This window comes from Oribacterium sp. WCC10 (genome assembly GCF_900113415.1).
In the GTDB taxonomy this organism is placed as follows: domain Bacteria; phylum Bacillota; class Clostridia; order Lachnospirales; family Lachnospiraceae; genus Oribacterium.
Genome location: NZ_FOPH01000005.1, coordinates 96640 through 123618 on the forward strand (window position 1 = coordinate 96640; position 26979 = coordinate 123618).

Below are 26979 nucleotides of genomic sequence, written 5' to 3' on the forward strand. Positions count from 1 at the left end.
ATCCTCCTAAAAATGTTTTCGTTCTCTCGGAACTCTCAGTTCCTTTTGTTGTATTTATTATCCTATTTTAAGATTGCATTATCAATTTTATTGGTGCATAGTGCATAACTTTCATCATTATCACAGTACATATTTATGTTTTTGATGTATAATTAAAATACAAATTGTGATTGATTTCATATAAACAGGGTGAAATTTTAAGATGATCCTGCGTAAACGGTTAAAAATTTTCGATTTTCTCTTCGGATTTGCATTAATTTTCACTTGAAAAATGCATAATTTTATTTTTTAGCGAATGTTTTTTAAGCAGGTTTAAAGCTCATTTTGAAAAAAACGACTGAAATTTTTCACTTTTTTTGTTTTATTTAAGGAGTCTTCCATGATCAATGAAAATACTCATCCAAAAAAAATCGAAAAAATTCCGGGTATCAGTAAATCCGAACAATTAAAAAAGCATTTGCTCATGGAGATAGAGCAAATGCTTCTTAAAAAAGAACAAACTCTTGATACAGAACAGGAACTGATGCTTCGTTATAGTGTAAGTCGTCAGACAGTTCGTAAAGTTCTGAAAGAACTGATATCCGAGGGATATCTTTACTCCCGTCAGGGAAGTGGTACATATCTTACAGGGAAATCGCCTGATGAGGGTAAAAATGTGGTTGAGATTCTGATGGCCACCCCTGACGATTACATTTTCCCTGAACTCATCGCTACTCTTCGTCAAAAGCTTGGGACCATGGGTTTCCGGATCTCACTTACAGAAACCGGAGGAGACTTCTATTCAGAAAGAAAATGCCTGGAGAGTTTCATCAAAAACCCACCTCGTGCGATTATTTCAGAATGTTTCTCATCTTTTAGAAGCCCGAATCTTGATCTCTATTCAAAACTTCAGCGAAGCGGGACTTCACTGCTTTTTCTGTATGGAATCTACCCAAACTTTCCGGCATGGTCTACCGTTAAGGATGATAATTACAGTGGCGCATACAGTCTTGTTCAGAATCTTGTCCGGCGGGGACACAGCTCATTCGCCGGAATTTTTGTTTCTGACAGTATCCAGGGGCAGGAACGTTTCGCAGGATATATTGACGCCCTCCGGGATCTTGATCTGAACTTTTCAAGGTCACACATTCTGATGCTCAACAAAAAAGACTTTAATGATCTGCTTAACCCGTCTCTTAAGATCAGACTTATGGACTTCACAAAGGATGTACTGTATGAGTCTTCTGCCCTGGTGTGCTTCAATGATGAGGTCGCTTACCGCCTGCTTCCTATCCTGACAAAACTGCAAATACGTGTTCCGGACGATCTCAGCATCGTAAGCTTCGACGACAGCTATCTCAGTCAGATTGAACATATCCGCATCACTTCACTGTCCCACGAAAAGCACAGTTTCTCTGATGCAGTTGCAGCTTCTTTGACCGGACTTTTATCAGATACAAGAGCAGAAACAGTGGTAGTGCCCTGGACATTGACAGAAGGCAACAGTGTTGAGGAGAAGTATTGAAATGTGTGTCAACACATGTATAACAATTCATCCGGGTTTTGAATTTTGATGATAACCAAAGAGCATCCCGTTTTCCAATGGATGCTCTTTGGCTCGAACTAATTCAATACCCGGCTAAACTGTTACAAACATATTTCTATGACTACTCATATACTAAGCAGTTGTCCTGGTACGGTATTCCTTCGGCGACATGCCCTGAGTCTTTCGGAAGACAAAACTGAAATAATGCGCATCCTTATATCCAATGGCCTGCGCCACCTCCGCAGTATGAAGCTTCTTTGTACTCAAAAGTTCCTTCGCCTTATTCATACGCAGCTCTGTCAGATACTCAGTAAAGGTCCTGCCCATTTCCTGCGAGAACATTGAACTGAAATATGTGCTGGAGATGCCAGCCACAGTAGCCACAGAATTCAGCGATATGTCTTCATCCATATAGTGCTTCCCGATATATGGCAATGCCTCCTGCACCACAGTATGACTCTTGTTTTCAGATTCCTGATCCCTGAGAGAGAATGCAAGTCTGAGCATGCTGATAACATAATCCGGAATCTTATCACTGCCTCCTTCCAGTTCATGAATATCAAAAGGAAGCTTCTTTAAAAACTCATCCTGATCCATGCCATAGTTCTCTACAAAACGGATAACCGTAAAACGAATACTGAGTATAAGATAGCTTCGGAAGATCTTCGATTTAAGTACATCCTTAAGGCTCTCAAGATAACCGTTCACAAATTCTGCAACATCACTCACATCCCCGTCTCTGAGGAAACCGGTAATGATGGAAGGATCCACATTCTCAGCATTAACACTATCAATACTTCGTTTTTCATCAGAAGGCAAAAGAGCTGCATCTTCCGGCAATAGAATATTTCGTTCAGGCCGCCAGAAACGTTCGGCAAATCTATGATTGGTCTTTTCAAAGCATTCCGCCAGCTGACTAAATCGATCTACAGGTTCACCTGCGGCAACGTACCATTGCATGGGAATACGCTGATCGGAAGCAAGGCGTTTTATTTCAGAAACTCCTCTCTCCGTATAATCACGAACAGTGTCAGCATCTCCTCGAACTATCACGCAATAGGAATTGAGACTCCATTTTGAAAGAATATATGCCGGAAAGCGGAGAAAAAATGCAAGAATGGAATTCTGTCTGATGCGAAAATCTTCACTTTCGTCCTTTTTCTTATCACTCAGGCTGAAAAGCAGAATATTGTAGCAGGCTGAGTTCACACTGAACTGAAGTCTCGCTGCCTCTTCATACATCTTTTCAACAGTCAGTCTGCCCTCAAACAGTGCTTCAAGAAATGCCCTTCTCTGATACTGCTCATACTCCCTTGACTCCAGCTGATACTTCTCCTGATAGTCCTTCTGCTCTCTTTCATAATCTATCTTATGCTTTACTTCATCCAATGCATTCTTTATGGTTCGACGTGTGATCGGCTTACTGAGATACTGATCGACACCTTCCTGAATGGCACGTCTGGCGTATTCAAAATCATCGAAACCACTCATTATGATCATTTTCATTTTTGGAAATTCCTGACCTACTATATGACAAAGAGTCAGTCCATCCATAAATGGCATACGTATATCCGTGATAAGCACATCCGGAACTATCCTCCTTATCATCGGAAGCGCCATCTCTCCGTCAGACGCCTCTCCGGCAAACTGAAAACCATATTCCTCCCAGGGGATATTGTCACGGAGTCCCTCCCTTACTGTCACTTCATCCTCTACCAAGAAAAGCTTTAACATGTTATCTCCTCGATTTAAAACTATGGCAATGCACATTGCACACGAATATTTGTGCCTTGTTATCACCTGTGAGTGCCTGAGCCATTGCCACTCACAGATTAATATGATCTCTCGTCTACATACTTGAGAGCATTATCTATCGTAAATACTTCTTCATCCATGTAGTATTCCTTAGCCACCTGATTCCCGCGTTCCAGTTCATGAATCACTTCCGCAAGTTTCTCTCCGCTTGAAGGTTTACACTCCACGTCCACATCAATGATCCCCTGCATTACCATCTCAAGTCCCTGCCGGCTTGCATCAAATGAAACAATGATCGGTTTTTCATCCCCGTAAAGATCCATTCCCGCATCCTTCATCGCCTGTAAAGCACCGATAGCCATATCATCATTCTGGCACACCACAACATCTATATCATCGTACTTCTGAAGAAAACCGGACATAACCTCCTGTCCTTTTGCCGTGGTAAACTCCCCGTCCTCTCTGTCAAGCATCACCCAGTTCTTATGTTTCTCACAAACAGTGTCAAATCCCATGCTTCTGCCAAGCTGACTGGATGATCCACGGGTGCCGATGAGCTCGATAATGTTTATCTTGTCATGATTTTTTCCACGTTCTTCAAGTATCTTTTCAAGCCACAGTCCTGCATTCTCACCTTCCTTACGCATATTCTCTCCGATCCATGTGGTATATAAAGATGAGTCGGCGGAAACCTGACGATCCACGAGAATCACCGGAATATTCGCATCTTTAGCCTCTTTCAGCACTGTATCCCACCCGTCCTCCGTTACCGGACAAAAAGCAATATAGTCCACCTGCTGCGAGATAAATCCGCGGATCGCCTTGATCTGATTCTCCTGTTTCTGCCGGGCATTATTGAACTGAAGAAAGAAGCCATCGTCCACCGTCAGTGCGTCCCGGATGCTAATGCTGTTGGCGCGGCGCCATTTAGACTCTGATCCAAGCTGTGAAAATCCGACTCTTATGAGATTTTCCGCCGGTTCGGTTTCTGCAGGCCTCACATTCTGACTTGTTTCATCAACATTAAATGGTGAACAGGATGAAACCGAAACAGCAAACAATAATAAAAGTAATGAAAACACTACTTTATGAGTAATCTTATAACCGTTATATATCATGAGTATCTATCATCCATATACGCTTTGACAAAATGTCTTTTAGCGTAAATAAACCTTATTGTACCAATTCTTCTACTTTACTTTTTTCTGCAGTTTCCCTGGGAATACGTACCGTGACTTTCGTTCCGCCACCCGGTTCAGAATCGAGAGTTAACCCGTATTCCGGACCAAAGTTCATACGTATGCGCTCATTTACATTGGCCATACCGAAACCGGAATCCGTATCCTTACAAGGCTTTGTGATGGCAACGCGAAGCTTTTCAAGTGTTTCGCTATCCATGCCTATGCCATCGTCTGAAACTGTGAATACTATATCTTTATCCCCAAGCTCCCCTGTGATGCGAATCATACCCTTGTCACGTTTATTCTTAATTCCATGATACAAAGCATTTTCCACAAGGGGCTGCAAAGTCATCTTAAGGATCCTGTACTCATAGAGCAGCGGATCCATACTGATCTCATACTCGAGAATGTCATGATATCTGAACTGCTGGATTTCAAGATAACTCCTGATGTGCTGTTCCTCCTCACGAATACTTATATACTCGTGACCGTGGCTCAGTACGAGACGGAAGAAATTACTTAGAGATACCAGCATATCTTCAGCCTCATCAAGCTTACGCCCTTCTATGAGCCATATAATGGTATCCATAGTATTATAGAGAAAATGCGGATTGATCTGTTCCTGCAGAAGTCTTAGTTCTGCATTCCTCATCTTCTTTTCATCATCACGGATCTGCTGCATCATCTTTTCCAGACTTTCAGCCATATCGTTGATTCGCTCACCAAGTTGAGAGATTTCATCTCCGGACGTACAGTCTGCCCTTGCCTGAAGATTTCCATGGGAAATCTCCTGGGCAACATACCCAAGCCGCTCCACAGGGACAGTAATGCTTCTTGAAATATGAATAACAATCAGGAGAAGTACTCCTACTATAAAAACCAGAAGTAAAGCTATAAATACAACAAAATATCTGACCCGCACACGAAGTTCTGTCTTCATATGCTGCATGATCATCGTCTGATAATAAAGATAATACTGGATATCGTCCTGAATCAGTTCAGTGAGAATATAGACATTGTCATTTAACATCTGAATATTCGCATCATAATGACTTCCATCTGACAGATTTCTCTCGATGTCTCCGATACGCAGTTCCAGTGTATTGACATTTCTGAGCAGATTGTTTAACCAGTTACGACTTTCGATGTCCTGGGTTTTTTCCTCCAATGCAGAGAAGCTTTCCCTGATTTCCCGAAGAGAATCATAAGGATCACTTAGTTCCGGATCATCACCTATGGTTTCAAATGAAGCTCCACTGACTACGATCTTATAGAGATTCTCATCCACTGCTTCTTTAAACTTAAGATTGTACTGATTTGCTACTTCCATGTTACTTACGATCGCATCATAGTCATTGCTATAGCTTCGCAATGCAAATATCAGATATGCAGCTACAAGAACCAGGGGTATCATGGAGACAGAAGCCAAAAGAGCCAGTCTCTTACGCAGCGACAGATTATCCAAGACAAAAACCATCCTTTGTGCAAAATGTACATAATTCCGCAAAGATGAACTAATTTTAGCACAAATGATAAAAAAAAGACAGGCAAAAGCCCGCCGGTATCCATTGAAAATGTCTGATTTGTACAGTTCAGCAGATGATTGGTTAAATACAAACCAGATCTAATCATTTTAAAACGGGTCGCTTCGACGGAATAAGCTAAAACATATCCCCCTCTGATTCTGATTAAACTCATATTATCTGAATGAACTGTTATTATGATTATAAATATTTCAGATGGATAAAAAACTTGAGCAGAGCCGGAGGGTATCTGTTGAAATGCGTAGAGGCGAGGTGTGAAAAAATCAAAATCGGACCTCTTAGTGGCAGTTGGTTTTCTTTTCCTTAGCCCCCTCGCCAAGTTTTAGTTTTCATCAGGAAAACTAAAACATTGGCGAGGGCCTACTGCCACTTAGAGGTCCGATTATAGATTTTTCCGCCGAGGCGACCCGTATTTCAACAGATACCCTCCGGCTCTGACCAAACGCCACACCACCGAATTGTCACCTTATATCTTTCACGGAATTACCGGAATTGAACGTAACCGGAAAACGGTATGCGTAATTATGATGTGGCCATTCACGGTCATTCATCATACGAAGAAGATTATGAGCCGCCAGCTTTCCCAGTTCAAATTTCGGATGCACCACCGATAAGATATTGATATCCCCGGTTTCCTGCATTTTCGCATCATCAAAGGAAACAAGAGAGACATCATCAGGAACTTTCACACCACGTTCTGTCAGAAAATCCATATATCGATATGCGATCTCATCATTGTACAAAACAAGTGCTGTACACTCCTTTGTCCTTCGATAGAACTCCATCAGACTTTTCCTGCTGAATTTTTCCTCCATATCCTTTGTGGTATACCATCGCACCCAATCATCATCATAACGAAGTCCAAAATCCGACAGACACTCCGTAAATCCGCGATACCGCTCCATACCCTGCATATCATCAGACTTAAACATGGCACCGATCTTTCTGTGACCGTTTTCTATCAGATGTTTAGTCAGCTCATAACTGCTCTTCGAATCAGACATTTCAACACTGTCAAAAGAAATGTTTGAATAATGATTATGAATAAATATAGTAGGGATATTTTTTCGTCTGATTTCTTTATACAGACGAAGATTCGGATTGGGAAAACTGGTACGTGTACCCTCTATGATAAGTCCGGATACACCTGCCTTGAGAAAATTCTCAAGGTACATGGTTTCCTCATTCAAATGATTTCTCGTAATTGCGACATCGATTTGAAATCCCTGTTCCTTCATAACCGATTCGATACCGGCATATACTTCCGGAAACAAATAATCGGCAAAATAGCTCAGGATCAAACCTATATGCGGCTTGTTATCACCATCATCTCCTGCCTCTGTATGGTAGGAGACATAAGTCCCGCTGCCACGGACTCTCCGGATCATCCCTTCCTGTTCCAGTTTTTCAAGGGCAGCACGCACCGTTTGTCTGGAGTAACCAAACTTCTTTTCCAGTACATGCTCGGACATGAACTTGTCACCGTCCTTCAACACTCCACTCATGATAAGTGTCCGGCCCCATTTATACAGTTTCTGATATTTCAAACTTTCATTAATATGTTTGTGGATTTCCTTTGCCATATCACTCACTCTTTTTTTCGGGCAAGAGGCATTTACATGCGATTTACATCATCATATCTTACTTGATAACCTGTAATGACTTCCGATCGGCAAAAACCGCCACAAATACCAGGAATACTATTCCCTGAATAAGCTGCATCATCTGTGTTGAAAATCCCATCATAGTCAAACCACTGTTCAGAACGATATACAGAAGTGAACCTACGATAATATTTTCAAAACGCACTTTGGCACCACCCGAAATAGGCATTCCTCCAAGTACCAGAGCGATCAGAATCTGCGTCTCCAGCTGGCTGCCGCCCGATGATGTAACCGATCCTACCTTGATTACATTGATGAATGCAGCAAAACCCGTGATGGCTCCGGACAATACATAAACAAAGAACTTCATCTTATCCGTACGGATACCTGAAAACATAGCGGCTTTTTCCCCTGCCCCTATTGCCTTAAGATAGGTTCCGAATTTTGTAAATCTGAAAAGCACGAAACCAACAACAAGTATAAGTAATGTAAGAAACACTTTCAATCCTGTACTGTCATAGTTGATGAGAGCCGCAGATCCTGCAACCGGAGCATTGGTTGTCATATACTTTATAAATCCACGAAACAAAAACATGGTACAGATAGTAACGATAAATGATTTGATCTTACGGTATACATAGAAATATCCGTTAAATGCTCCTATCAGAGCACCTGTCAGAATTCCACATATTATACTTAACGGAATGTTGATTTTCGATACCATACACACCACTATGGATGCAATTCCAAGTATGGATCCCTGTGAAAAATCAAGGCCTCCCATGGTCATGATGAAAAACACACCTGTGGTGGCGATCATAGTCACATAGATCTGTGAAAGAACCAGAGACATATTTTTGATCATTCTGAAATTTGTCAGTATATTAAAAATCAAAAATACTATGATCAAACCAACGATGGGCAGAAATGTTTTCACCATGGATATCATGGATACATTACTCTTTTCCTTCATTTCTTTAGCTGTTGTTATCTCAGTTTTACCTACTGCAACCATAATCCCTCCTTAAACCATCATCGTGATCAGATTGTTTTCATCGAGAGTTTCATGTCTTTCAATCTCTCCGCTGATCATTCCGTCTTTCATAATGATGATACGATCACACATTCCGATGAGTTCCATCAGCTCTTCAGATATCATGATGATAGACTTCCCTGCCTTTCTCATTCTGTCCATAAGCTGATATATATCCTGCTTTACCTTAATGTCGATACCTCTTGTGGGACTGTCCAGAACGACTATATCAGAGTCCTTTCCGATCCATCTTGCCAGAACAACCTTTTGCTTGTTTCCACCCGAAAGATCCGATACAAACTGATCAACATTAACCATTTTTACAGACATTTCCTTCGCGAATTTATCAGCAAAACTTCGAAGTTTTTTGTCACTCAGCATATGTCTCTTATCTGAAAGTTCGTCCAATGAAGGAAGGCATATATTATCCATGATACTTTGATTCAATACGACAGATTCATTGTCTCTGTCCTTTGATGTATATGCGATACTGTGCTGTATAGCTGTGGGGATATCGTTGATCTCTGTTCCATCCTGAAGTGTAACTGAACCCTTTCTGTCATAGGATGCACCGAAAATAGCCTTTCCTACTTCATGCATACCTGATTCTGATAATCCGCCAAAACCTAAAATCTCACCCTTATGTAGTTCAAAGTCAAGATTGCTGATAAGTCCGGGAACCGAAACATCCTTAACCGAAAGAACGACTTCCGGAGATACGACGCTGCCGTAATCAGATCGATAGTAGTCTCCTGTTACTTCACGACCAACCATAAGACGTTTCAGGTCCTCTTCTCTGACATCCCTGCTCTTTACGGTGTCAATGTAAACTCCGTCACGTAATATGGTTATGGTATCAGAATGATCCAGTACTTCCTGAAGATCGTGGGATATGAAGATGATCGTATTCCCCTTGTCCCTTATCCTGTCCATCACCTTATAAAGCTCATTTCTTCCCTCCTGGGAAAGAGCCGTTGTCGTTTCATCAACAACCACAATCTTAGGATCAAAATAAGTTGCCTTTACGATCTCTACAAGCTTACGGTCCTCAAAATTATAATCATCAATCATTCGCTGTGCTTTGATACGGTCAAAACCATAGTTATGAAGAAGCTCATTAGCCTCTTTGATCATCTGTTTTGTATTTTTGATTCCATACTTTACAAAGCGATCTTCATGCCCCAAAAATATATTTTCAGCTACAGTAAGACCGGATAATGTTCCAAGCTCCTGCACTATGATGGAAACTCCGTGATCATTGGCATCAACCTGATTTTTGGGATGTATCTCCTCCCCATCCAGCACAAAGATACCGCTGTCGATACTGTATATACCCGTCAGCATATTGGTAAGTGTGGATTTCCCGGATCCGTTTTCTCCGATAAGAGCATGAACTTCTCCCTTATTGACTGAAAATGAAACATCCTTAACTGCCTTCGTAATACCGAAGGACTTGCAAAGATTTTTTACCTGTAAACGAACTTCACTCATTGCCCCCTCCTTCGTCACTTTACAATTTCACCCTTATTGATCTTTGTGGTTACCGTGATAATGATCAGGAGTGCAAAACCTGTGATTACATCCTGAATGGCAGTCGGGGCACCCAAAGCAATAAATCCGAAAAATATGATGTTGATGATGAACTCACCGATGATGATAGCCTGTAAAGGTATGCCGTATTTTTTGAAAGCAACTCCAAAGAAACATCCCATCGTAGGGATAAAGTTACGGCTCATGGATGCCATACCGGTAACAGCCACCATTGAGGAACCGTAACTGATAGTCAGAACTGCCATGATGCCTAAAAAGCCGCCGCTTAAAATAAATGCGAGAACTTTATATTTGTTGACATTGATTCCCATATTCTTTGCTACAAATTCATTGCTTCCGATGGCGTACGTATATGTACCGATCTTTGTATAATTCAGGAATACATAAGCCACTAAAAAGGCAGCAATCGCAAGAACTATATCTCCCGGCATCTGACCGAACATACGAAGTCCTGCAGGTAATGTCTGCTCCACACCTCCTGCGATGTAGTTTGCAACAGCTTCATAAATAAGAGCGAGACCCGTGGTAACTATCATAGACGGGATACGGAGTTTTACATAAAAGCTTCCGTTAAATAATCCTACAAGACATCCGCAGCATAAAGCTCCAAGAACAAGACCGATATATCCAAGTCCGAATTTTGTTGCAAAAACACAACCTACTATTGCTGAAAGCATTATGTTTGCGCCGATTGAAAAGTCAAACATGCCCATGACCATGACAAAATAAAATCCTACAGCGCCTACGCTGGCGATCAGACTGGCCTGAAAATAACTGAGCATATTGTTTAATGATCCGAAATTATGTGGTGTGAGTATCTTAAAAATACTCCATGAAAGCACAACCAGGAAAAGTAAAATCAAATACCCTCGAAGGCTTCCTTCGATCTTTTTTTGATCCATTGTCACAGTGGCAGAATTCATTTCATTACCTCTTCTTTATTTTTAAAAACCGAGCCGGTATCTGTGCCTATGCTCGATACCGGCTCATTTTCTGTTTCGTAACAGATTTATAATTTATTTTCCTGCACGAGAGGCTGCATCCTCGATAGAGATCTTTGCAGCTGCCTCCTTCAATCCTTCAAAATCAAGCTTTGACATCTCAACAAGCTCATCATCAGTGTATGGAAGCTGATCTACGAAATACTTCTCATATGCCTTGTAGTCATCTGCGGATGAAACAAAAAGATAAGGGAACGGAACATCATTGAACTTTCCTTCGAATCCTGTGTAGTTGCCCTTGATTGCATTGTAAACCATCATAAATGCGATCAAAGGATCACAGTAATGTCCACCGGATTCACCTGCCATGGAACCGTTTGCAAGTCTCTCTCCAAGATCCGGAAGGAAGTCTGTTGACACGATATCGATATCATTTGTCTTTCCTGCACGCTCAACTGCTGCGATAGCACCCTGAAGAGGATCTCCGCCACCGCCGGCCGGAATCAATGCATCGAGAGACGGATCAGCGGACATCAAAGCTTCAGCAGCCTTGGAACCGCCTTCAGAAGTAGTTCCTGCGTACTGCGGCTCAGAAAGCTTTGCCTGATCATCAGGATGCTCACTGTTCCACTTCTCTACTCCTGCCTTATAGCCTTCCCATCTGCCGAGCCATGTAGCATCACCCTGCTCCCATCCGATGAGACCGATGTTTCTATCTCCCTTTTCAAGGAGAATGTTTACAAGCTTCTCACCATTCTCAGGCTCGTTCTCATGAACAGCGCCTACGAAATACGGAGAATCTGTAGCGGCTTTATAGATATCTGCGCTATTGTCCTTTGAGATAACACGGAAGAACTGCGCGAGATAAACCTTATTGTCATTACATGTCTTAATCGCAGAAGTCATCTCCGTATCTGAAGAGTTACAAATAACAATGCCCTGACATCCTGCTGCAGCAAGCTGCTCAACAGAAGCAGTTACCTTCTCGGAAACATGTCCCTGGTCAACATACTGAACCTGAACTCCCAATGACTTTGCAGCTTCATCCAGAATCTGCTTACACTGGGATCCGAGAACATCTGTTGAAGACCAGATGGATACACCGATCTTTATGTCCTTATTGTCAATTGTCTGTCCTCCACCTGCTGCAGATGCAGATGCTGAAGAACCACCACAAGCTACAAGTCCGGTAACCATAGCTACGGACGCTGCAACGGCCGCAACCTTTTTGAGAATTTTTCTCATCACAAAACCTCCGTTATTCAATTAATCACGATCCTGGTTGTTTTCCACAACGCTTTAACCGTAGTTTAACAGCGGCCTTGTGCAATCGCAATACAATACAAGACATTAGATATAAATAGTTGTATTGTTATTACATCATTTTCACCATCGAATAAGTGCTGTTTTTATTAAAGATATATATATTGCACAAACCATCGCCTTTTTACGTCACTTTTGATAGACATAAAATAGTGGTGTTTTATAAATTAATTAATTTTCGCTATCTTTCTATAGAAATACAATACAACTTCGTATTTGTATTATTTGCTAAATCTGTTTACCTCAACTGATAGGATACACAGTTAACAACTCCCTTATCCTAGACTATTCATTTGCATTATCCTAAAACAGATATTTCATAGAATTAATACACCACAAAATTTTTTGATTATTTCTTGTGACCTCTCCACTTTGAATTCTGTGTATATAGTTAGAACTATTAAAAACCAAAGAAAAGGAGACAATCATGAGAAATATCAAAAAAACAACTCTTGGCATAGGAATCACAGTATTAATCTTATCTTCAGCCATTTTAACCGCCTGCGGAACCAATGAGATTCCTACTATTTCGCCACAGACGCAGAGCATCGCATCAGATCCGGCAGCATCCAACACCATAACCGTATCGTCATCAGGTAAAGTCACTGCAATCCCCGATATGGCGGAGATAACATTTTCCATAAATACAGAGGACAAGGATGCAAAGTCAGCTCAGGAAAAGAACAGCCGTGAATCGCAGCAGGTAGTTGATAAACTTAAAGAACTTGGTGTTGATGAAAAAAGCATTAAGACTTCAAATTATGACATCTATCCTCAGTATGACTATGATGCCGAAGGCGGAAACCGCATCGCAGGATATACCGTGGATACCACCCTTACTGTTAGTGATCTCAAGATCGAAGAGGCCGGTAATGTCATATCTCAATGCGTAGATGCCGGAATCAACAGCATGAATAACATCACCTATTCCTGCTCGGGATATGATGACGCCTATAATGAAGCTTTGAAGGAGGCCGTCGCAAATGCTGATATAAAGGCCAGGGCTCTGGCTGAAGCTTCAGGAAATAAAATCATTGAACTAAAGAACATCACAGAAGGATATCAGGATTATTCCCTTCAGTATCGATCTCAATCAGTCGTGAAGAACTCTCCGGAAGCCGCTTCCGATGCTGTCATCATGCCGGGAGAATCAGACATTGAAGCAAATGTAACCGTAACCTACAGTATCGGCTGATAAAAAGCAGTGATTCCTTAAACCATAATAAGCGGTTGGCTACAATGCCAACCGCTTATAACATTAATCCCACCAGTAACTTCCGTAATATGATGTGATTTTGCCGCCTTCCAGACTCACCTCAAATACTCCCGACAATGCAGGCCCGTACCTGAGATACTGATCCGTATCTTCACTCATAAGCTTATAGTTTCTTATGATCCATTCATAAGGCGTGTCACCCTTTTCATAGTTTCCAAAGCTTCCGGTTTCGGCAGATCCGTCAAATACCGCGTCACCAAAAACGAGAAGATTGCATGTAACCGGATCACCATCAGCAGGATATGGTATCGAAAGCATTACATCCTGAAGCAACACACCATCCTTCAGTACTGAAATATTTTCACCGTTATACATGGTATACCAGTATTTATCTCCCATGTATGTTCCGGCATGTTTCACGTAGGCATCCGAAAAGCCGGTCGCCTTAAGCTTAGAAAGTACCTCTTTGGCATCACCTTCCGTTGTGTACAATCCGGTTGTGGCAGCATAGTAAGGTTCCTTGTTAAGGCCTGAAAAATCAGGCGTATATACAACGAAGCTTCCTGCAAAACCAGCCTCTTCAAGTTTCTCTACAGCACCCGCGCACTCATCCTTATCTTTTGACGCCGATACAAATACACCGTAATAATCCTGTGATTTTAGTTCATCGTAATTCTGATAACCACCATACATACCGAACGATGATGAGTCAAATTCAAGCTCATCCATGGTAGTCACATGAACATTACCATCACTTACCCGCTTGTATTTTCCGGCCGCCGGGATTTCCAAAGCCTCATCAGCATTTGAAGTATTCAAACTAAGGTCATCACCGCTCACTTTATAATCGCACGACATTTCCAGAGGCATTCCTCCATATCCCAGGCGGTTTGCCGTGTATGTAAATGTCCCATTCCTTAAATCACATCCTCCCGCAATATAGAATACTTCTTTGGAGGAATCCTTCCTGTACATATAAAGATCCGAGCCTGTAAATTCAAGATAAAGGTTCGAACCTTTACTATCATCAAGAAGCCATAGTCCCTGTAACTCTTTATCTCCTGCCTTATCATCCCGATTCAGATATACGAATGCATCCTCTACCCTGTCATCCTTCAGAAAAAGTCTGCTGTCATCATATTCCGGCACAAGGAAATCATCATTTTTAAATCCCTCAAAAACAATCCCGTCGTCCGTTACAGTGATAGTACCTTTATGCCCCGGATCCCAGTACTTTCCGGCATTTGACATCACTGAGAATCTGAGTTCATTTACATTCACCGCATCTCCATCTTCGCTTGTCATCTCATCCGGATCATAAGGAATAAACTCACAGCCCCAAAAGCTGTATGCTTCAAGACGTTCATAATCCCCCGGCATTGCCCGTCCGCAATAAGCATACAGATTATTGCCAAATGGAATAACTTCCATGATATAGAATTCTTCATTACCATTTTCATCGCTGCTGTGATAGCTGTATTTACCGGCCAAACGCTTAGCCAGCGATTTCTTTCCGGAATCTGCAGCAGCTTTCATACTCTTTGTCTTCTGTACAGATTTTTTGTCTTCAGTCCCGTTTCCGGACCCGTTTTCCTTAACAACATCTCCTGTCCAGTCGATGATGCCGCCAAATTCATAGACATTTTTATATCCCATGTCTGCAAGTTTCTGCGCAGCTTCCTTACTTCTCCTGCCGCTGCGACAGTATACAAGGATGATCTGGTCAGAATCGGATAATTCTTCCGGAGGGTCATTTTCTATGCTTTCGTTTGGTATAAGTATGGCTCCGGGTATATGTCCTTCGTCATACTCATCCTGTCTCCGCACGTCCACTATCACATGCCCGTCATCCTGTTCCATCATGCGTTTTGCTTCATCCTGAGATATCTGGTTATACGGAAAAGTCTGAAACATGCCGTCTCCGTCCATCACCTGATCTTTTGCTTCACATCCCGAAAGTAATATCACTGCAGTTCCCGCAACAGCTATAAAGTATTTACTGAGTATTCTGTTCATAACAAATTCTCCATCCACATAACACTTCACGCACCATTCTTATAGAAATATTATAACCCATTTTATGAAAAGAAGTTTTGAATAAAATCATGTTTATAGTAAAGGTCCTACTGTCCGATGTTTCAAATAGGTAATCCGGGAGTCGGTGTTAAGTCATGTCGGGGAGGATACATAAATGAAGAAGAAAAGAAATGGCTCTTCAGCAGTAGTTAAGATGAAAAACGGATGGTTCAGGAGGATTGCGGTGTTGCTCTGCACTGTCCTGATTTTGGATGCATCGCCCGTAGATTCCATGGCAGCTCTCCGGGCATGGCAGCCTGAAAACAACGGTCCGTCGTTCGGCATTCAGAATGAAAATGAAAGTGAAACCGGAATGGACACGACCGGAACTTCAGTTGTGAAGGAATTCGGGCCTACCGGCGCAGATGAGGAACCGACCAAAACAAGTGAGCCCTGTAAGCTGACACTGATAGCAGCCGGCGATAATCTGATTCACAAAACCATAGTAGACAAGGCATGGCGTCCTGCATTAGGAACACATGATTTTCATTTCCTGTATACGCCTATTCTCGACACTATACAGTCCCGGGATCTGGCTGTCATAAACCAGGAAACCATATTCATTTCCGACAATTCTCTGATCAGTGATTATCCCACTTTCGGAACCCCACAGATCATGGGTGAGGCGCTTGTGGACAGTGGATTTGACATTGTACTTTCGGCCACGAATCACACTTGGGATAAGGGAGTCCGGGGTGTGACCGACACTCTGAATTACTGGAAGATATTCCATCCGGAGATAACACTTCTGGGAATCCATGACTCACCGCAAGCCTTCAACACCATCGACTACGTGGAAAAGAACGGCATACGTCTCGCGATGTTCAACTACACCTATGGGCTCAACGGTTTCAGAGTGCCCGGTTCCCTATACTACATGGTGAACCTGCTGGGACAGTCAGACAAGTTCCTGAATGACGTAAGGATCGCAGAAAATGAAGCAGACTTGACAGTCTGTTTCCTTCATATAGGAGAAGAATACCGGTATCAGCCCACGGCCTTTCAACAGGCTTACGTTCAATCCCTTATAGATGCTGGAGCAGACCTGATCATCTGCTCGCATCCCCATGTGGTTGAACCGGCAGCTTACATTAATACAATGTCAGGAAACAACGGTCTGGTATTCTGGTCCTGCGGAAATCTGATTTCAGCGCAGTCAAAGATTCCGCGAATTCTCGGCGGGCTTGCGGATGTAACAATCGAAAAAGATGATTCCGGCACCAAAATCACTTCCTGGAGTTTCATCCCAACGGTCACTCATTTCTCCGGAATGGACGTGCGGGTCTTTCTCCTTAAGGACTATAACGATGCGTTGGCCTCAGTTAATCACGCAAACTTCAACGACGGCCCGCTCACCACGGATAAACTGTGGAATCTGTGGACTTCCATTACGGGCTTCAGCAGAGAATCGTACACTCCCTGACCTTTTAAGTACTTTCGGAAAGCCTGTCAGCGGCTCCACCTGTTTGCTTTTTTCCTTTAGTTAATATACAAAAAAGCTGCTGATACAAATATCCGTATCAGCAGCTTTTTCACATATTCTATTATACAGCTTCTTTAGCAGCTGTCTCAGGCTGTTTTGAAATCGATCTTACAACAAATCCAAAAATATTTCTCACAAGCGGACCTGCAAAAAAGATCTGCCAGCAGAGTGCCATAGGGAAATTCATGGCTGTAGTCTGAAGCCACACTGCTACAAACTGTGTACCTGCATTCTTGAAAAGAATTGTGGCAGCAAGGCTCATCAATGGACACATCAGACACACTGACATTGCAGATATTGCAAGAATGATCATTATCATCGGATCCTTACCCGGTGTAACAAATCTGAAGGCAAGAATCTGTGCAAGCTTTCCTACAAACAAAAGCTCAAGTACGACGGCTATCGGCCACATGATGATCATTTCTTTAAATGCAGCAATAAATACGAAATTCTGCATTCCGCCGACATTAAGAGAAATGTTATAGCAGATCATCGCATAAACCATGACAAAAGCCATAAAAACAGTAAAAACAACATCCTGAAACTTATTCTGTGGTAACACGCTAAGGTTCTCCTTTCGAAAAACAGAAGACTTCAGTGTGTTGTTCGTTATCACCCTGTCATGGGTGTGCGTTTCCAATGATACCTGACCTGCATCTTCATTTACTTTAATCAACGAGTTGGCATTATATCAGAAAAAAATCCGGTATGTAATACCTGTTTTTAATTTTTTATTTTAGACCATTCCAAATAGCAACAACTCAATCGGGATAGGAGTTTAGAAATAGTCAGAGGGGAGGCCATGCAAGACCAGCCCCTCTGACTATTCCGGGTTCATGTCCCGGATGAACTGTTACACCTGAAAAGCAATCTTTTGAATCATCAAAAGAGGTCAAGTGAACTGTCAAGATATATCTCTTCCCTGACTTTAAGCTGATACTCCGGTTTTGTCATGTAGTAAAGCAAAAATTCAAGAATAATGGCACTGCCAAGGCTGCGCCCTTCTATTTTGAATTCAGAGAAGCCCATCGGTATATAAACACTCCTGATATCCTCTATACCTATGAATCCGGGATTTTTCATTGCCTCTGAAAATCTGTATCCATACCTTGCATCCGGCGAAACACAGATATGATCATCACAATCTTCACCCAGACTCTTTCTGCTGACATTTTCATAACAGTTTTTTCTGTCGAAACATCCAAACCAACAACATTCATTGCACAGGAACTCTATCTTTTGTTTCTGTGGAACAGTAAGTGTATTCAGCTTATCGAACTCTTTGTTAAGTCTGAAATCAGGAACGACATAACGAAATTCCTTTCTGTCCAGTTCATTCCTGAAATCCTCAAAATCAGTCAGGACTTTGGTGGTTGATGAAACAAAATAGAATCCCGGATGATTCCTTTTTATATGATCAAGAAGCAGATCAGAATGAATGATTATTCCATTCATAACACCGCTTGTATCCTCAAACATGTCGCACAAACGATTACATTTCCTGTCATAGAGATGCTTTTCACTTATCAATGAATTGCTGAAAGTCAACCGGGCCGATATTTCATATTCCTTCATCAGTGAAAGAACATTATCAGGATTTTCTTCACCGAACCCGACTCTTCCGCCGCCCCAGAGACAATCCCCCGGAGCTCCGTATATTGATCCTATTTCACACCAGTCATAGAAGTATTCCCGATGCTCTCTGAAAAGAGGAAGGAAAACTTTGTATAATTCATAAAACTCAAAAAGCCCGGGCAAATGATAATGAATAGTATTTTCCATATTTTTCTAAACTCTCCTTTGAATAGCACCGAAAAAATCTGCATGTGATTATACATTTAGAACACATCACTGACAAACCTCTTTTTACATTCATATTTGTATCCATCATCAAAAGCAAATACTTAACTTTAATGTGATAAAACGCTATTTGAATGATAAAATAATGTAAGGGTGAATATTATCAAAGAACGGGTTTGCACAATGCTTGTTACTTTAATAACCAATCCGAGTACGAATACCATAGTCGTTTTTCATAGCAAAAGAATGGGATTTATGATTGTTAATCAGTATCAGTGAGCGGCAGGTCTTTTTGACACTCTCGTTATGAAATGAATAATCGGAACGCAGTATAGAGGGAGGATATATGAAATCAACGAAGTTTTCCGCAAAAGTTCTTGCGACTTTTATTCTGACAGGAGCATTGGCTGTTCCGGCTTTTGCCGGAGCCACACTCAGGGGCGTGGATTATATCAATAATCCATCAGGTGCCTCGCCATCCATCGACGCAAAGAATCTCCGAAACGAACAGGATGCGGATTCTCAGAGTCAAACAGCAGAGACAATAAATGATGACGTCGAAAAAACAGAAACAGGAAAAGTAACAATAATAGACGGTATTCGTGTGCCAACAAACATAAAGTCGGATGAAGCCATTCTTGCAGACTTTGCACAGCTTTCCGGAGGCGGCGCAAACATGGACTGGGGAAATTATTATCCTTCTGCAAATTCAATACCTGTCGGCAATGCGGATGAAACCTGGTTGAGGAATTTTGGCGCATATTCAAGAGAAAACACTACCGATAAGGTATGCTACCTGACATTTGATCTCGGGTACGAGAATGGTCATACTATATCCATCATGGAGACACTAAAGAAGCACAATGCTCCGGCAACTTTCTTTGTCACAGGTGCCTGCATTAAGTCAAATCCGGAAATCGTGCTTGCCATAGCGAAGAATGGTTTTACAGTCGGAAATCACACATTGAACCATAAGAATATGTCCAATGTCACCACAAAAGAACTGTTTTATACAGAAGTAAATACTGTTGAAGAACAATACGAAACACTTACCGGTCATCCGATGAACCGATACTATCGTCCGCCTGAGGGAAAGAGCTCGCAGGCCCAGCTGCTGCTTGCGAGAGCCATGGGATACAAAACCATGCTCTGGTCTGTTGCCTACAAGGATTATGACGAAAAGGCACAACCCGGCAGAAGCAGCGCATTGGCAACACTTAATAAACGAATCCATCCGGGCGCAATCGTACTTTTGCATGCCACATCCAGCACCAATGCATCGATTCTGGATGAACTTCTTACAGGATGGGAAAGCGCAGGATATACTTTCAAGTCTTTGGATGAACTTCCGGAAAATGAGTTTTCAGGAGTGTGAGTGATATATTTATTTGACACTCACTGATTAGCGCCAACGCACACATTCGTGTACGTGCTGCATATCATCATAATTTTATAAAGCCTTTTGATTCAAATCAGGCAGTATCTTTCTTCGCTTCTTGAGCATTCCGAGAATCAGGGCAGTAAACATGGCTCCGGTCCCGATGGCTGCACAATACAGCAAAGGATGTCCCACTACAGGAAGTACAAATATACCCCCATGCGGAGCAGGCAGGGTACATCCAAATACAGAAGACAGCAATCCCGCCAATGCTGAACCCGCGATACAGGACGGAATAACTCTCGTGACATCAATTATCACATAGGGGAGTGCCCCTTCAGTGATAAACGAGAGTCCCATAAAAAGGGAAAATACTCCGTTATTTTTTTCCTCTTTACTGAACCTGTCTTTAAATATAAATCCGGATATAGCTATACCTATAGGCGGTACCATACCACCGGCCATGACTGCTGCCATGATCACTGTGTCTTTAGCAGCAATTGAAGCCAAACCATAATTATATGCTATCTTGTTAATGATTCCTCCCATGTCAACAGACATCATCCCTGCTGCCAGAGTACAAACCAAAGCCGGGCTCTGACCCCTGGCACTGTTCAATATCATATTAAACAAGGAACCAAGAGCTGATGCCGCAGGGGTTATGAGGAAAAACGATATAGCCTGCACGATAGTCAGATTGAAAACGGGATATATAACTATAGGCGCCGCTCCTCTGATGAATCTTGGAAGTCTTTCCGTAAACAGACTTATCTCTCTGCTTATGATGCCTGCAGCAAGTCCCGCTATGGTGGCTCCTATGAATCCCGAATTGGAATCAATCACCATATATCCCCCTACAAAGCCAGCCATGAAGGCCGACTCTCCTGCCAGGCTATATGCCATAAATGCCGAAAAAACAGGCAGCATAAAATTGAAAGTGGTATCTCCCAGAAACTTAAGGTACGTTGCCACCGATGTAATGGATCCAAGTTCGGAGCGTTCGTCTACAGACAATGTAGAGAGATCAATGCTGGCGGCATCAAAGAGAAATGCCGTTGCTATAAGTATTCCTCCTGCCGCCACAAAGGGTGTCATCCACTTTACCGCAAATACTATACTTATCAGAAACCTTTCGCGAAGCATGCGTATGAGATCTCTGTCCTGATTTCTCAAATCAGTCTTTTCTGACTTTTCGGAATTCAATGACATACCTTCTGTTGTTTTAAACTCTTTAAGGATTTTTTCTCTGCGACTGCCGCTCTCTTCAACCACGGAAAGGAGGGATTCAGTAAACACCGTTACAGTATTACGTCCCTTCTTTTTAGAATCATAGAGGGCAACATCCGCATATTCGCACACCTCTGCCAATGTCTTTTCTCCATCCACAGGAGTAAGGCCCACACTAATAGTAAAAGCCGGCTCATCTTTTTGTGAATCCTCACGGATTGTTTTGCACAGTTCAAAAAGACCGGTTCTTGCATCCTCCACCGAAAGATTAATGAGACCTATAAATTCATCTCCGCCCCATCTGCCAGCTATTCCGCCGGTTTCTTCCACAAACTTCTTTATATGATCCGCCAGAAGAACAAGGGCTGCATCACCCACAGAATGACCGTTCTGATCATTTATCTGTTTAAAATAGTCTATATCAAGCAGAAACAGGGATTTATCTGTTCTTTCATCATAAGCTCTCAGAACTCTTCTTTTATATTCGGCAGTGAAGGATTTTCTGTTTGCAAGCCCCGTCAGTTCATCCATGGTAGCCAGTCGTATGATCTTAACCTTATATCTCGAAATGATGTTTGATATAAGAACTATAAGAATGATGGCAAGAATCACGCCTATGGAAAAAAACACCACATACTGCATTCGCTGAATCTGTCTTTCTTTGGAACCGTCATTTGCTACCACAAGACGGTATTCTCCATCAGAAAAGCTACGTATGATACAGATTTCCATATCCGCAAGAAACAGAGGTGTCTTACCGTTCTGTATCTTAAAGACAGATTTGCCGTCCTTCAACCCCTCAAGATAAGAAGCTTTAAATTCAGAGGCATTGTCAACTCCCTCTGCCAGAACATTGCCTTCAGCATCTGTAAGCCACATAGAGATACCTTCATCTGCATAATCCGCAGCATGGACGGTAAAGTACTCTGAAAGAATCTCCCCTCTGTTCTCACCGGTCGTATTCTTTGCTTCCTCATCCATCAGATAGAACAGTTCAACAGACAGCATCTTTGTTTCAGATTCCTGATACCTTAATGTGAGGCTGGTACTGAGATAGGCAAACGAAAGCAAAATAAGTGCAAAAGCCCCTGCTATAAACAGGAAAATGATGCTAAGTTGTCTCTCATTTGTTTTATCCTTCACGGCTTTCTCCTTTTCAAAAAGCTATGTCAGGTGATAAATGTCAAAAGTCAGAATTGAATCGTTACTCGCCGGGCGCTTAAGCACACTTACCCACTCTTCACTGCATGGGATTCGGATACTTACCTGCGACTCATTATCTTAGTATATATCGACAACTAAGCAGTTTTTCATCAGTGTTTCCTCAATGCCCACATAGGATATTCCTTTGCATTTCAGGTTTTAGGTTATCTCACTTGGAACAATAACGTTAACTATAAAACCATTTTGCAGGAGTACAAACAGTATCTTGACGAGTATGTTTACGAGAAAATATGGTCTGAGCTATCTCCGACTGATAAGCGGTCAAGAAAGCTATATTCAAATCCCTAAATAAAAAAAATGCCCTCGGGGTAGAGAGGGCACAGTTGTGGGTATATATCTTAAAGAGAGGAGAGATTCTCTTTAAAACCGGATTTAATTATGATGCGGAAGAAATAGCTGAATTGCATGCAGCGTAATTTTTACATGCTTCGCGTACCCAGTTAAAACGATCCTCATCTATATCATTGGGAACGGTGCAGTCGGCACCAAGAATGATACCGGTCTGTCCGCATTCTGAAAGAAGTGCATATGTAGCCTTTTCAAGCTCTTCTCTGGAGCCTTTATATATGATGCCATCCTGTGAGAAGCCTCCAATGATGCATCTACCTTTAAACAGCTTCTTGGCTTCCTTGAGACTTGTACCTTCTGCGACAACTGCTACACTGTATGCCGCAGCATCATAGCCTTTGTAAAGCTTTAAATCATTTCCATGACCATGATATCCGCAAATATGTAAAATATTTGTATTTCTTATTTTTTTTGCTTCATCAAGTATCTTCTTCTCAGTAGGTGCAACATATTTCTTATGGAAAACTTCATTGAAGAAACCGCCCTGATTGTTGCAGCTTAAATAGATACCGTCAGCACCACATTCTTCAAGTAGAACTCTGTTAAGATCGATGATACCTTCAGTTAAAATATCCAAAGCATATTTTACAGCAACAGGATCTTCTATGATAAACTGCTGCATGATATCTTCCTGTGCTCCAAATACAGGAAGTCCCTGAGTAAAAGCATTTCTAAGAACCCAGGCAGCAGAGAAACAGGTCACGTATACAGGAGAGTCAACTCCCTCATAAATCTGCATAACCCTTTTCGTCAGCTCTATCTGAGCCTTCGCATAAGGTGTATCAAGCATCGGCTTTTTGATTTTGTATAAATCAGAAGCCTTTTCTATTCCGCTGACATCCAGGGGCATCATCATGAGAGTATCATTCATTATCTTGATGATATCAGGAACAAACTTTTCCAAAGATGGCTTATGAAGGTTAATATTGGCTTCAAATGCATCCGGGTTAGACAAACCCATATTCCATACATTTGGTGAAGTAAAATGATGAAAAAAAGCTACCGGAACTCTGTCTACCGGCTGATTTGAAAATGCCCTCTTGATTCTTTCCCTGTTTGTCATGATTTTCTATTCCTCCTTGATAAGAACAGATCTCATGATCATATACCGAAAATGTATCGCAAGGATTTGCGGCAGGATTTTGTCGAAAGCTTGTGATTTATCGTCTGCAAAGTATATGATTCATACACTTTGGGATGCTGATATCATCATGAACTGTTTGTTCCTTCAAAATTTTTAAACTCTACATGTTAAATAATATACTCTCAGTATAATTCCTTGTATAATATATAAAAATCTTTAACATATGAAAAAAAGCTATAACATATTACTGTCAGGTAATAAATATATTTACTAAATTGGTCGACATAGTTTAGTAGTTGATAAATATAGAATGACTTGAGTGTCAATGAACCGATGTTTACAAACCCGGGAGAATGCCATGAAGATAAGTTCTCTTAAATATTTTATCGCAATAGCCGAAACAGGTTCCATTAATAAAGCCGCCAAAAAACTGTTTGTTGCTCAACCCAGTTTGACAAAATCCATCAAACTGATGGAAAGCGAACTTGGTGTTACCCTTTTCGAAAGAAACAAATCAGGAATACAACTGACCAGTGAAGGCGAAAAAATATACAAAGAAGCACAAATTGTGCTGGATTACTATAACGGATGGAAGCAGCTTTCCAAGGAAAATGATCCCATGACTATCTATGCATACACCCATATTTCACTTGTAGGTTTCCTTATTCCAAAACTGCATATTCCTTTCCAGAGGAATCACACTAATGTGCTTTTGAAATATCAGGGAGATGCGGCTCCTGAAAAAATGGTATCTTTGAAAAATACGAATCCTGCTTTGGCAATCTGTCTCAACCGTATAGGTGACCATGAAGATTCATTCAATACAAACGGGATAAAAAGAGTAACTCTGATGGAGGGATATTACGGATGCCTTGTCAGTACAGACAGTCCGCTTTCCAGGTTCAAAACCGTACATTTCTCCGATCTCAAAGGCTATTGTCTGGCATTTCCCAGTCATTCATCTACTCTTGATGAAAATGTTTCAGAGGTACGGGCATATTCCATGCTTTCAGGTTTTGTTCCTGATCTGGTCAAGGAAATCACTATCGGTAATGTTATCACCGTTGATTCTGTCCAGACAGTTATTAAAATGGCCAGCGAACAGCCGGAAGTTTTCGCGGTCAGCTTCTTTCCTGCCAACACACGTTATGCCGATTATCAAAATGGCCATATGGTATGTATACCTTTCTACGAAAAGGAAACCAAAGGTGAAATCAGTCTGGTTTATTCGGACAAACATTATAAGAGCATTTCCGCATACAGGGATTTGGTAGAACTGATAAAATCCGAGGCGGAATCATTCATAAAAAAATCAATTGAAGCTTGATGGTATTCATTGTTCAGGATAGGGTTTAATCCATTTCCCCGGTACGGTTTATCCAAAAACATTCAGGGATCAGACGTTCATGTCTGACCCCTTTTTTATCTTCTTATCGCTGATGAATTAAGTTCATCCACATATTTACTATATAACCAAGGCATGCTATGAAGACTCAAATCTGCATAACCGTGCATAATTTGAATTATCATAACCTCACATCATCTTCTTATATTTTTCCACAGTATCTTTTATCCTTAGGGCGGGTTTAGTCAGATTATGTAAGGATTCACCCTTGTTCATGGTATCAATGATAGCTGCTATATATCTATCCATATTGATGCTGAAATAGTATTCCTTCGAAAGCATCTCCTCTTTCTGATAGATAAGATTGGTTGTGAATATCTTGGTGAAATCCCCATTTTCGTATGCTCTATCGAACTTTTCAAATCCCCTTGAGAACAGCCCGAATGTGGCAAATACAAAGATCCTTTTGGCTCCCCGGTCTTTGAGCTTAAGTGCTGCATCCAGAATGCTTCCGCCGGAATCTATCATATCGTCTATGACGATAACATCCATGCCTTCGACATTTCCACCGCAAAAATCATGTGCAATTATAGGATTGCTGCCATTCACTATAGTCGTATAATCACGTCTTTTATAAAACATTCCGATGTTTACCCCGAAAAGAGAGGCTAAAAAAACCACTCTTTCCGTTGCACCTTCATCCGGAGCTACAAACATGAGATGTTCCCCGTCTATAATTAAATCTTCGTACTCGGTCAGCAGTCCCTGTGTGAACTGAAGTGCAGGTGAAACATTTTCGATTCCCTTTAACGGTACCACGTTCTGCATTCTCGGGTCATGAGCATCAAATGTCACAATATCATGTACTCCCATGGCTTCCAGTTCCTGGAGCATAACTGCACAGTCAAGAGATTCGCGCATAGTCTTCCTATGCTGCCTGCTTTCATACAAAAACGGCATAATAACGGTTATCCTGGACGCCTTTCCGTTACAGGCCGCAATGATACGTTTCAGATCCTGATAATTATCGTCCGGAGACATTCTGTTAAGACTGCCATCCATCTTATAAGTCAAAGAATTGTTACATACATCTACCATAATGTATATATCTTTATCTCTGACAGACTCTCTTATTATTCCCTTGGCTTCGCCACTGTTAAATCTTGGACATTCACAGGGAATAAAAAAACTTTCTCCACGCCAGCTCTCCAGAATCTTATCAACTTTCTTTCCTGATTTTATAGCTGATTCAAGGGCTATGATACCCAGTTTCCCTGTATTTCTCACCATTTCCAACCCTCCTCGCAGGATTTCAATACAAATTCAAAAGCTTCTCTATAT

General features: G+C 41.6%; 18 protein-coding genes and 1 pseudogene. 5 read left to right on the forward strand and 14 right to left on the reverse strand.

Annotation, left to right across the window (positions count from 1 at the left end; genetic code table 11):
* The first annotated feature begins 379 nt into the window (after positions 1 to 379).
* Complete coding sequence (locus BM294_RS05220; protein WP_091205478.1) at positions 380 to 1504, forward strand: GntR family transcriptional regulator; 1125 nt, start codon at positions 380 to 382, stop codon at positions 1502 to 1504.
* A 153-nt stretch (positions 1505 to 1657) separates the two neighbouring features.
* Here the strand turns inward: BM294_RS05220 and BM294_RS05225 are convergent, their stop codons facing one another.
* The 8 genes from BM294_RS05225 to BM294_RS05260 form a co-directional block, all read right to left on the reverse strand.
* Positions 1658 to 3259 carry a response regulator gene (locus tag BM294_RS05225; RefSeq protein WP_091205479.1) on the reverse strand — a complete coding sequence of 534 codons (1602 nt, stop codon included), beginning with the start codon at positions 3257 to 3259 and terminating at the stop codon, positions 1658 to 1660.
* Between the two features lie 98 nt (positions 3260 to 3357).
* Positions 3358 to 4398, reverse strand: coding sequence for an ABC transporter substrate-binding protein (locus BM294_RS05230; protein WP_091205481.1), 1041 nt, complete (start codon positions 4396 to 4398; stop codon positions 3358 to 3360).
* A gap of 55 nt (positions 4399 to 4453) precedes the next feature.
* The gene (locus BM294_RS05235; RefSeq protein WP_242944426.1) at positions 4454 to 5926 is read right to left on the reverse strand and encodes a sensor histidine kinase; all 1473 of its coding nucleotides are present in this window, start codon (positions 5924 to 5926) and stop codon (positions 4454 to 4456) included.
* Positions 5927 to 6466: 540 nt separating this feature from the next.
* Positions 6467 to 7588 carry a GntR family transcriptional regulator gene (locus BM294_RS05240; protein ID WP_091205484.1) on the reverse strand — a complete coding sequence of 374 codons (1122 nt, stop codon included), beginning with the start codon at positions 7586 to 7588 and terminating at the stop codon, positions 6467 to 6469.
* Between the two features lie 58 nt (positions 7589 to 7646).
* On the reverse strand, positions 7647 to 8582 hold the full coding sequence (locus tag BM294_RS05245; protein ID WP_091205682.1) for an ABC transporter permease: 936 nt from the start codon (positions 8580 to 8582) through the stop codon (positions 7647 to 7649).
* Positions 8583 to 8633: 51 nt separating this feature from the next.
* A complete protein-coding gene (locus BM294_RS05250; RefSeq protein ID WP_091205486.1) occupies positions 8634 to 10133 on the reverse strand; it encodes a sugar ABC transporter ATP-binding protein in 1500 nt (499 codons plus the stop codon).
* Positions 10134 to 10147: 14 nt separating this feature from the next.
* Complete coding sequence (locus tag BM294_RS05255; protein WP_091205488.1) at positions 10148 to 11116, reverse strand: ABC transporter permease; 969 nt, start codon at positions 11114 to 11116, stop codon at positions 10148 to 10150.
* A gap of 93 nt (positions 11117 to 11209) precedes the next feature.
* Positions 11210 to 12379 (reverse strand): sugar ABC transporter substrate-binding protein, encoded by a 1170-nt coding sequence (locus BM294_RS05260; protein WP_091205490.1) that lies wholly within the window; start codon positions 12377 to 12379, stop codon positions 11210 to 11212.
* 505 nt (positions 12380 to 12884) lie between these two features.
* On the opposite strand from BM294_RS05260, the gene BM294_RS05265 reads away from it, so the two are divergent.
* Positions 12885 to 13652: an SIMPL domain-containing protein gene (locus BM294_RS05265; RefSeq protein ID WP_091205491.1), complete on the forward strand. Its 768-nt coding sequence runs from the start codon at positions 12885 to 12887 to the stop codon at positions 13650 to 13652.
* A 1641-nt stretch (positions 13653 to 15293) separates the two neighbouring features.
* On the opposite strand, the pseudogene BM294_RS16795 reads toward BM294_RS05265, so the two are convergent.
* Positions 15294 to 15689 (reverse strand): annotated as a pseudogene (locus BM294_RS16795) (rhodanese-like domain-containing protein); the annotation flags it as partial.
* 175 nt (positions 15690 to 15864) lie between these two features.
* Between BM294_RS16795 and BM294_RS05275 the strand changes: the two are divergent.
* Positions 15865 to 17172, forward strand: a complete 1308-nt coding sequence (locus BM294_RS05275) for a CapA family protein (protein WP_091205495.1) — start codon at positions 15865 to 15867, stop codon at positions 17170 to 17172.
* A 121-nt stretch (positions 17173 to 17293) separates the two neighbouring features.
* Here the strand turns inward: BM294_RS05275 and BM294_RS05280 are convergent, their stop codons facing one another.
* Both BM294_RS05280 and BM294_RS05285 read right to left on the reverse strand, forming a co-directional pair.
* Entirely contained in the window at positions 17294 to 17749 is a 456-nt protein-coding gene (locus BM294_RS05280; RefSeq protein ID WP_091205684.1) for a DUF2798 domain-containing protein, read from the reverse strand.
* Positions 17750 to 18114: 365 nt separating this feature from the next.
* Positions 18115 to 19014 (reverse strand): hypothetical protein, encoded by a 900-nt coding sequence (locus BM294_RS05285; RefSeq protein ID WP_091205497.1) that lies wholly within the window; start codon positions 19012 to 19014, stop codon positions 18115 to 18117.
* A gap of 364 nt (positions 19015 to 19378) precedes the next feature.
* Here BM294_RS05285 and BM294_RS05290 point away from each other — a divergent pair, with 364 nt between their 5' ends.
* Entirely contained in the window at positions 19379 to 20407 is a 1029-nt protein-coding gene (locus BM294_RS05290) for a polysaccharide deacetylase family protein (protein ID WP_091205499.1), read from the forward strand.
* A gap of 75 nt (positions 20408 to 20482) precedes the next feature.
* On the opposite strand, the gene BM294_RS05295 is transcribed toward BM294_RS05290, so the two are convergent.
* Entirely contained in the window at positions 20483 to 22780 is a 2298-nt protein-coding gene (locus tag BM294_RS05295; protein WP_091205501.1) for a fructose-specific PTS transporter subunit EIIC, read from the reverse strand.
* 457 nt (positions 22781 to 23237) lie between these two features.
* Positions 23238 to 24272 (reverse strand): uroporphyrinogen decarboxylase family protein, encoded by a 1035-nt coding sequence (locus BM294_RS05300; protein ID WP_091205503.1) that lies wholly within the window; start codon positions 24270 to 24272, stop codon positions 23238 to 23240.
* Positions 24273 to 24651: 379 nt separating this feature from the next.
* Between BM294_RS05300 and BM294_RS05305 the strand changes: the two genes are divergently transcribed.
* Positions 24652 to 25620 carry a LysR family transcriptional regulator gene (locus tag BM294_RS05305; RefSeq protein ID WP_175494524.1) on the forward strand — a complete coding sequence of 323 codons (969 nt, stop codon included), beginning with the start codon at positions 24652 to 24654 and terminating at the stop codon, positions 25618 to 25620.
* Between the two features lie 207 nt (positions 25621 to 25827).
* On the opposite strand, the gene BM294_RS05310 is transcribed toward BM294_RS05305, so the two are convergent.
* Positions 25828 to 26928: a ribose-phosphate pyrophosphokinase gene (locus BM294_RS05310; RefSeq protein WP_091205507.1), complete on the reverse strand. Its 1101-nt coding sequence runs from the start codon at positions 26926 to 26928 to the stop codon at positions 25828 to 25830.
* Positions 26929 to 26979: the final 51 nt, after the last annotated feature.

Coding starts and splice junctions, on each gene's coding strand:
- BM294_RS05220 (WP_091205478.1), top strand. CDS start 380: ATGATCAATGAAAATACTCATCCAAAAAAAATCGAAAAAATTCCGGGT.
- BM294_RS05225 (WP_091205479.1), bottom strand. CDS start 3,259: ATGTTAAAGCTTTTCTTGGTAGAGGATGAAGTGACAGTAAGGGAGGGA.
- BM294_RS05230 (WP_091205481.1), bottom strand. CDS start 4,398: ATGATATATAACGGTTATAAGATTACTCATAAAGTAGTGTTTTCATTA.
- BM294_RS05240 (WP_091205484.1), bottom strand. CDS start 7,588: ATGGCAAAGGAAATCCACAAACATATTAATGAAAGTTTGAAATATCAG.
- BM294_RS05245 (WP_091205682.1), bottom strand. CDS start 8,582: ATGAAGGAAAAGAGTAATGTATCCATGATATCCATGGTGAAAACATTT.
- BM294_RS05250 (WP_091205486.1), bottom strand. CDS start 10,133: ATGAGTGAAGTTCGTTTACAGGTAAAAAATCTTTGCAAGTCCTTCGGT.
- BM294_RS05255 (WP_091205488.1), bottom strand. CDS start 11,116: ATGAATTCTGCCACTGTGACAATGGATCAAAAAAAGATCGAAGGAAGC.
- BM294_RS05260 (WP_091205490.1), bottom strand. CDS start 12,379: ATGAGAAAAATTCTCAAAAAGGTTGCGGCCGTTGCAGCGTCCGTAGCT.
- BM294_RS05265 (WP_091205491.1), top strand. CDS start 12,885: ATGAGAAATATCAAAAAAACAACTCTTGGCATAGGAATCACAGTATTA.
- BM294_RS05275 (WP_091205495.1), top strand. CDS start 15,865: ATGAAGAAGAAAAGAAATGGCTCTTCAGCAGTAGTTAAGATGAAAAAC.
- BM294_RS05280 (WP_091205684.1), bottom strand. CDS start 17,749: ATGGCTTTTGTCATGGTTTATGCGATGATCTGCTATAACATTTCTCTT.
- BM294_RS05285 (WP_091205497.1), bottom strand. CDS start 19,014: ATGGAAAATACTATTCATTATCATTTGCCCGGGCTTTTTGAGTTTTAT.
- BM294_RS05290 (WP_091205499.1), top strand. CDS start 19,379: ATGAAATCAACGAAGTTTTCCGCAAAAGTTCTTGCGACTTTTATTCTG.
- BM294_RS05300 (WP_091205503.1), bottom strand. CDS start 24,272: ATGACAAACAGGGAAAGAATCAAGAGGGCATTTTCAAATCAGCCGGTA.
- BM294_RS05305 (WP_175494524.1), top strand. CDS start 24,652: ATGAAGATAAGTTCTCTTAAATATTTTATCGCAATAGCCGAAACAGGT.
- BM294_RS05310 (WP_091205507.1), bottom strand. CDS start 26,928: ATGGTGAGAAATACAGGGAAACTGGGTATCATAGCCCTTGAATCAGCT.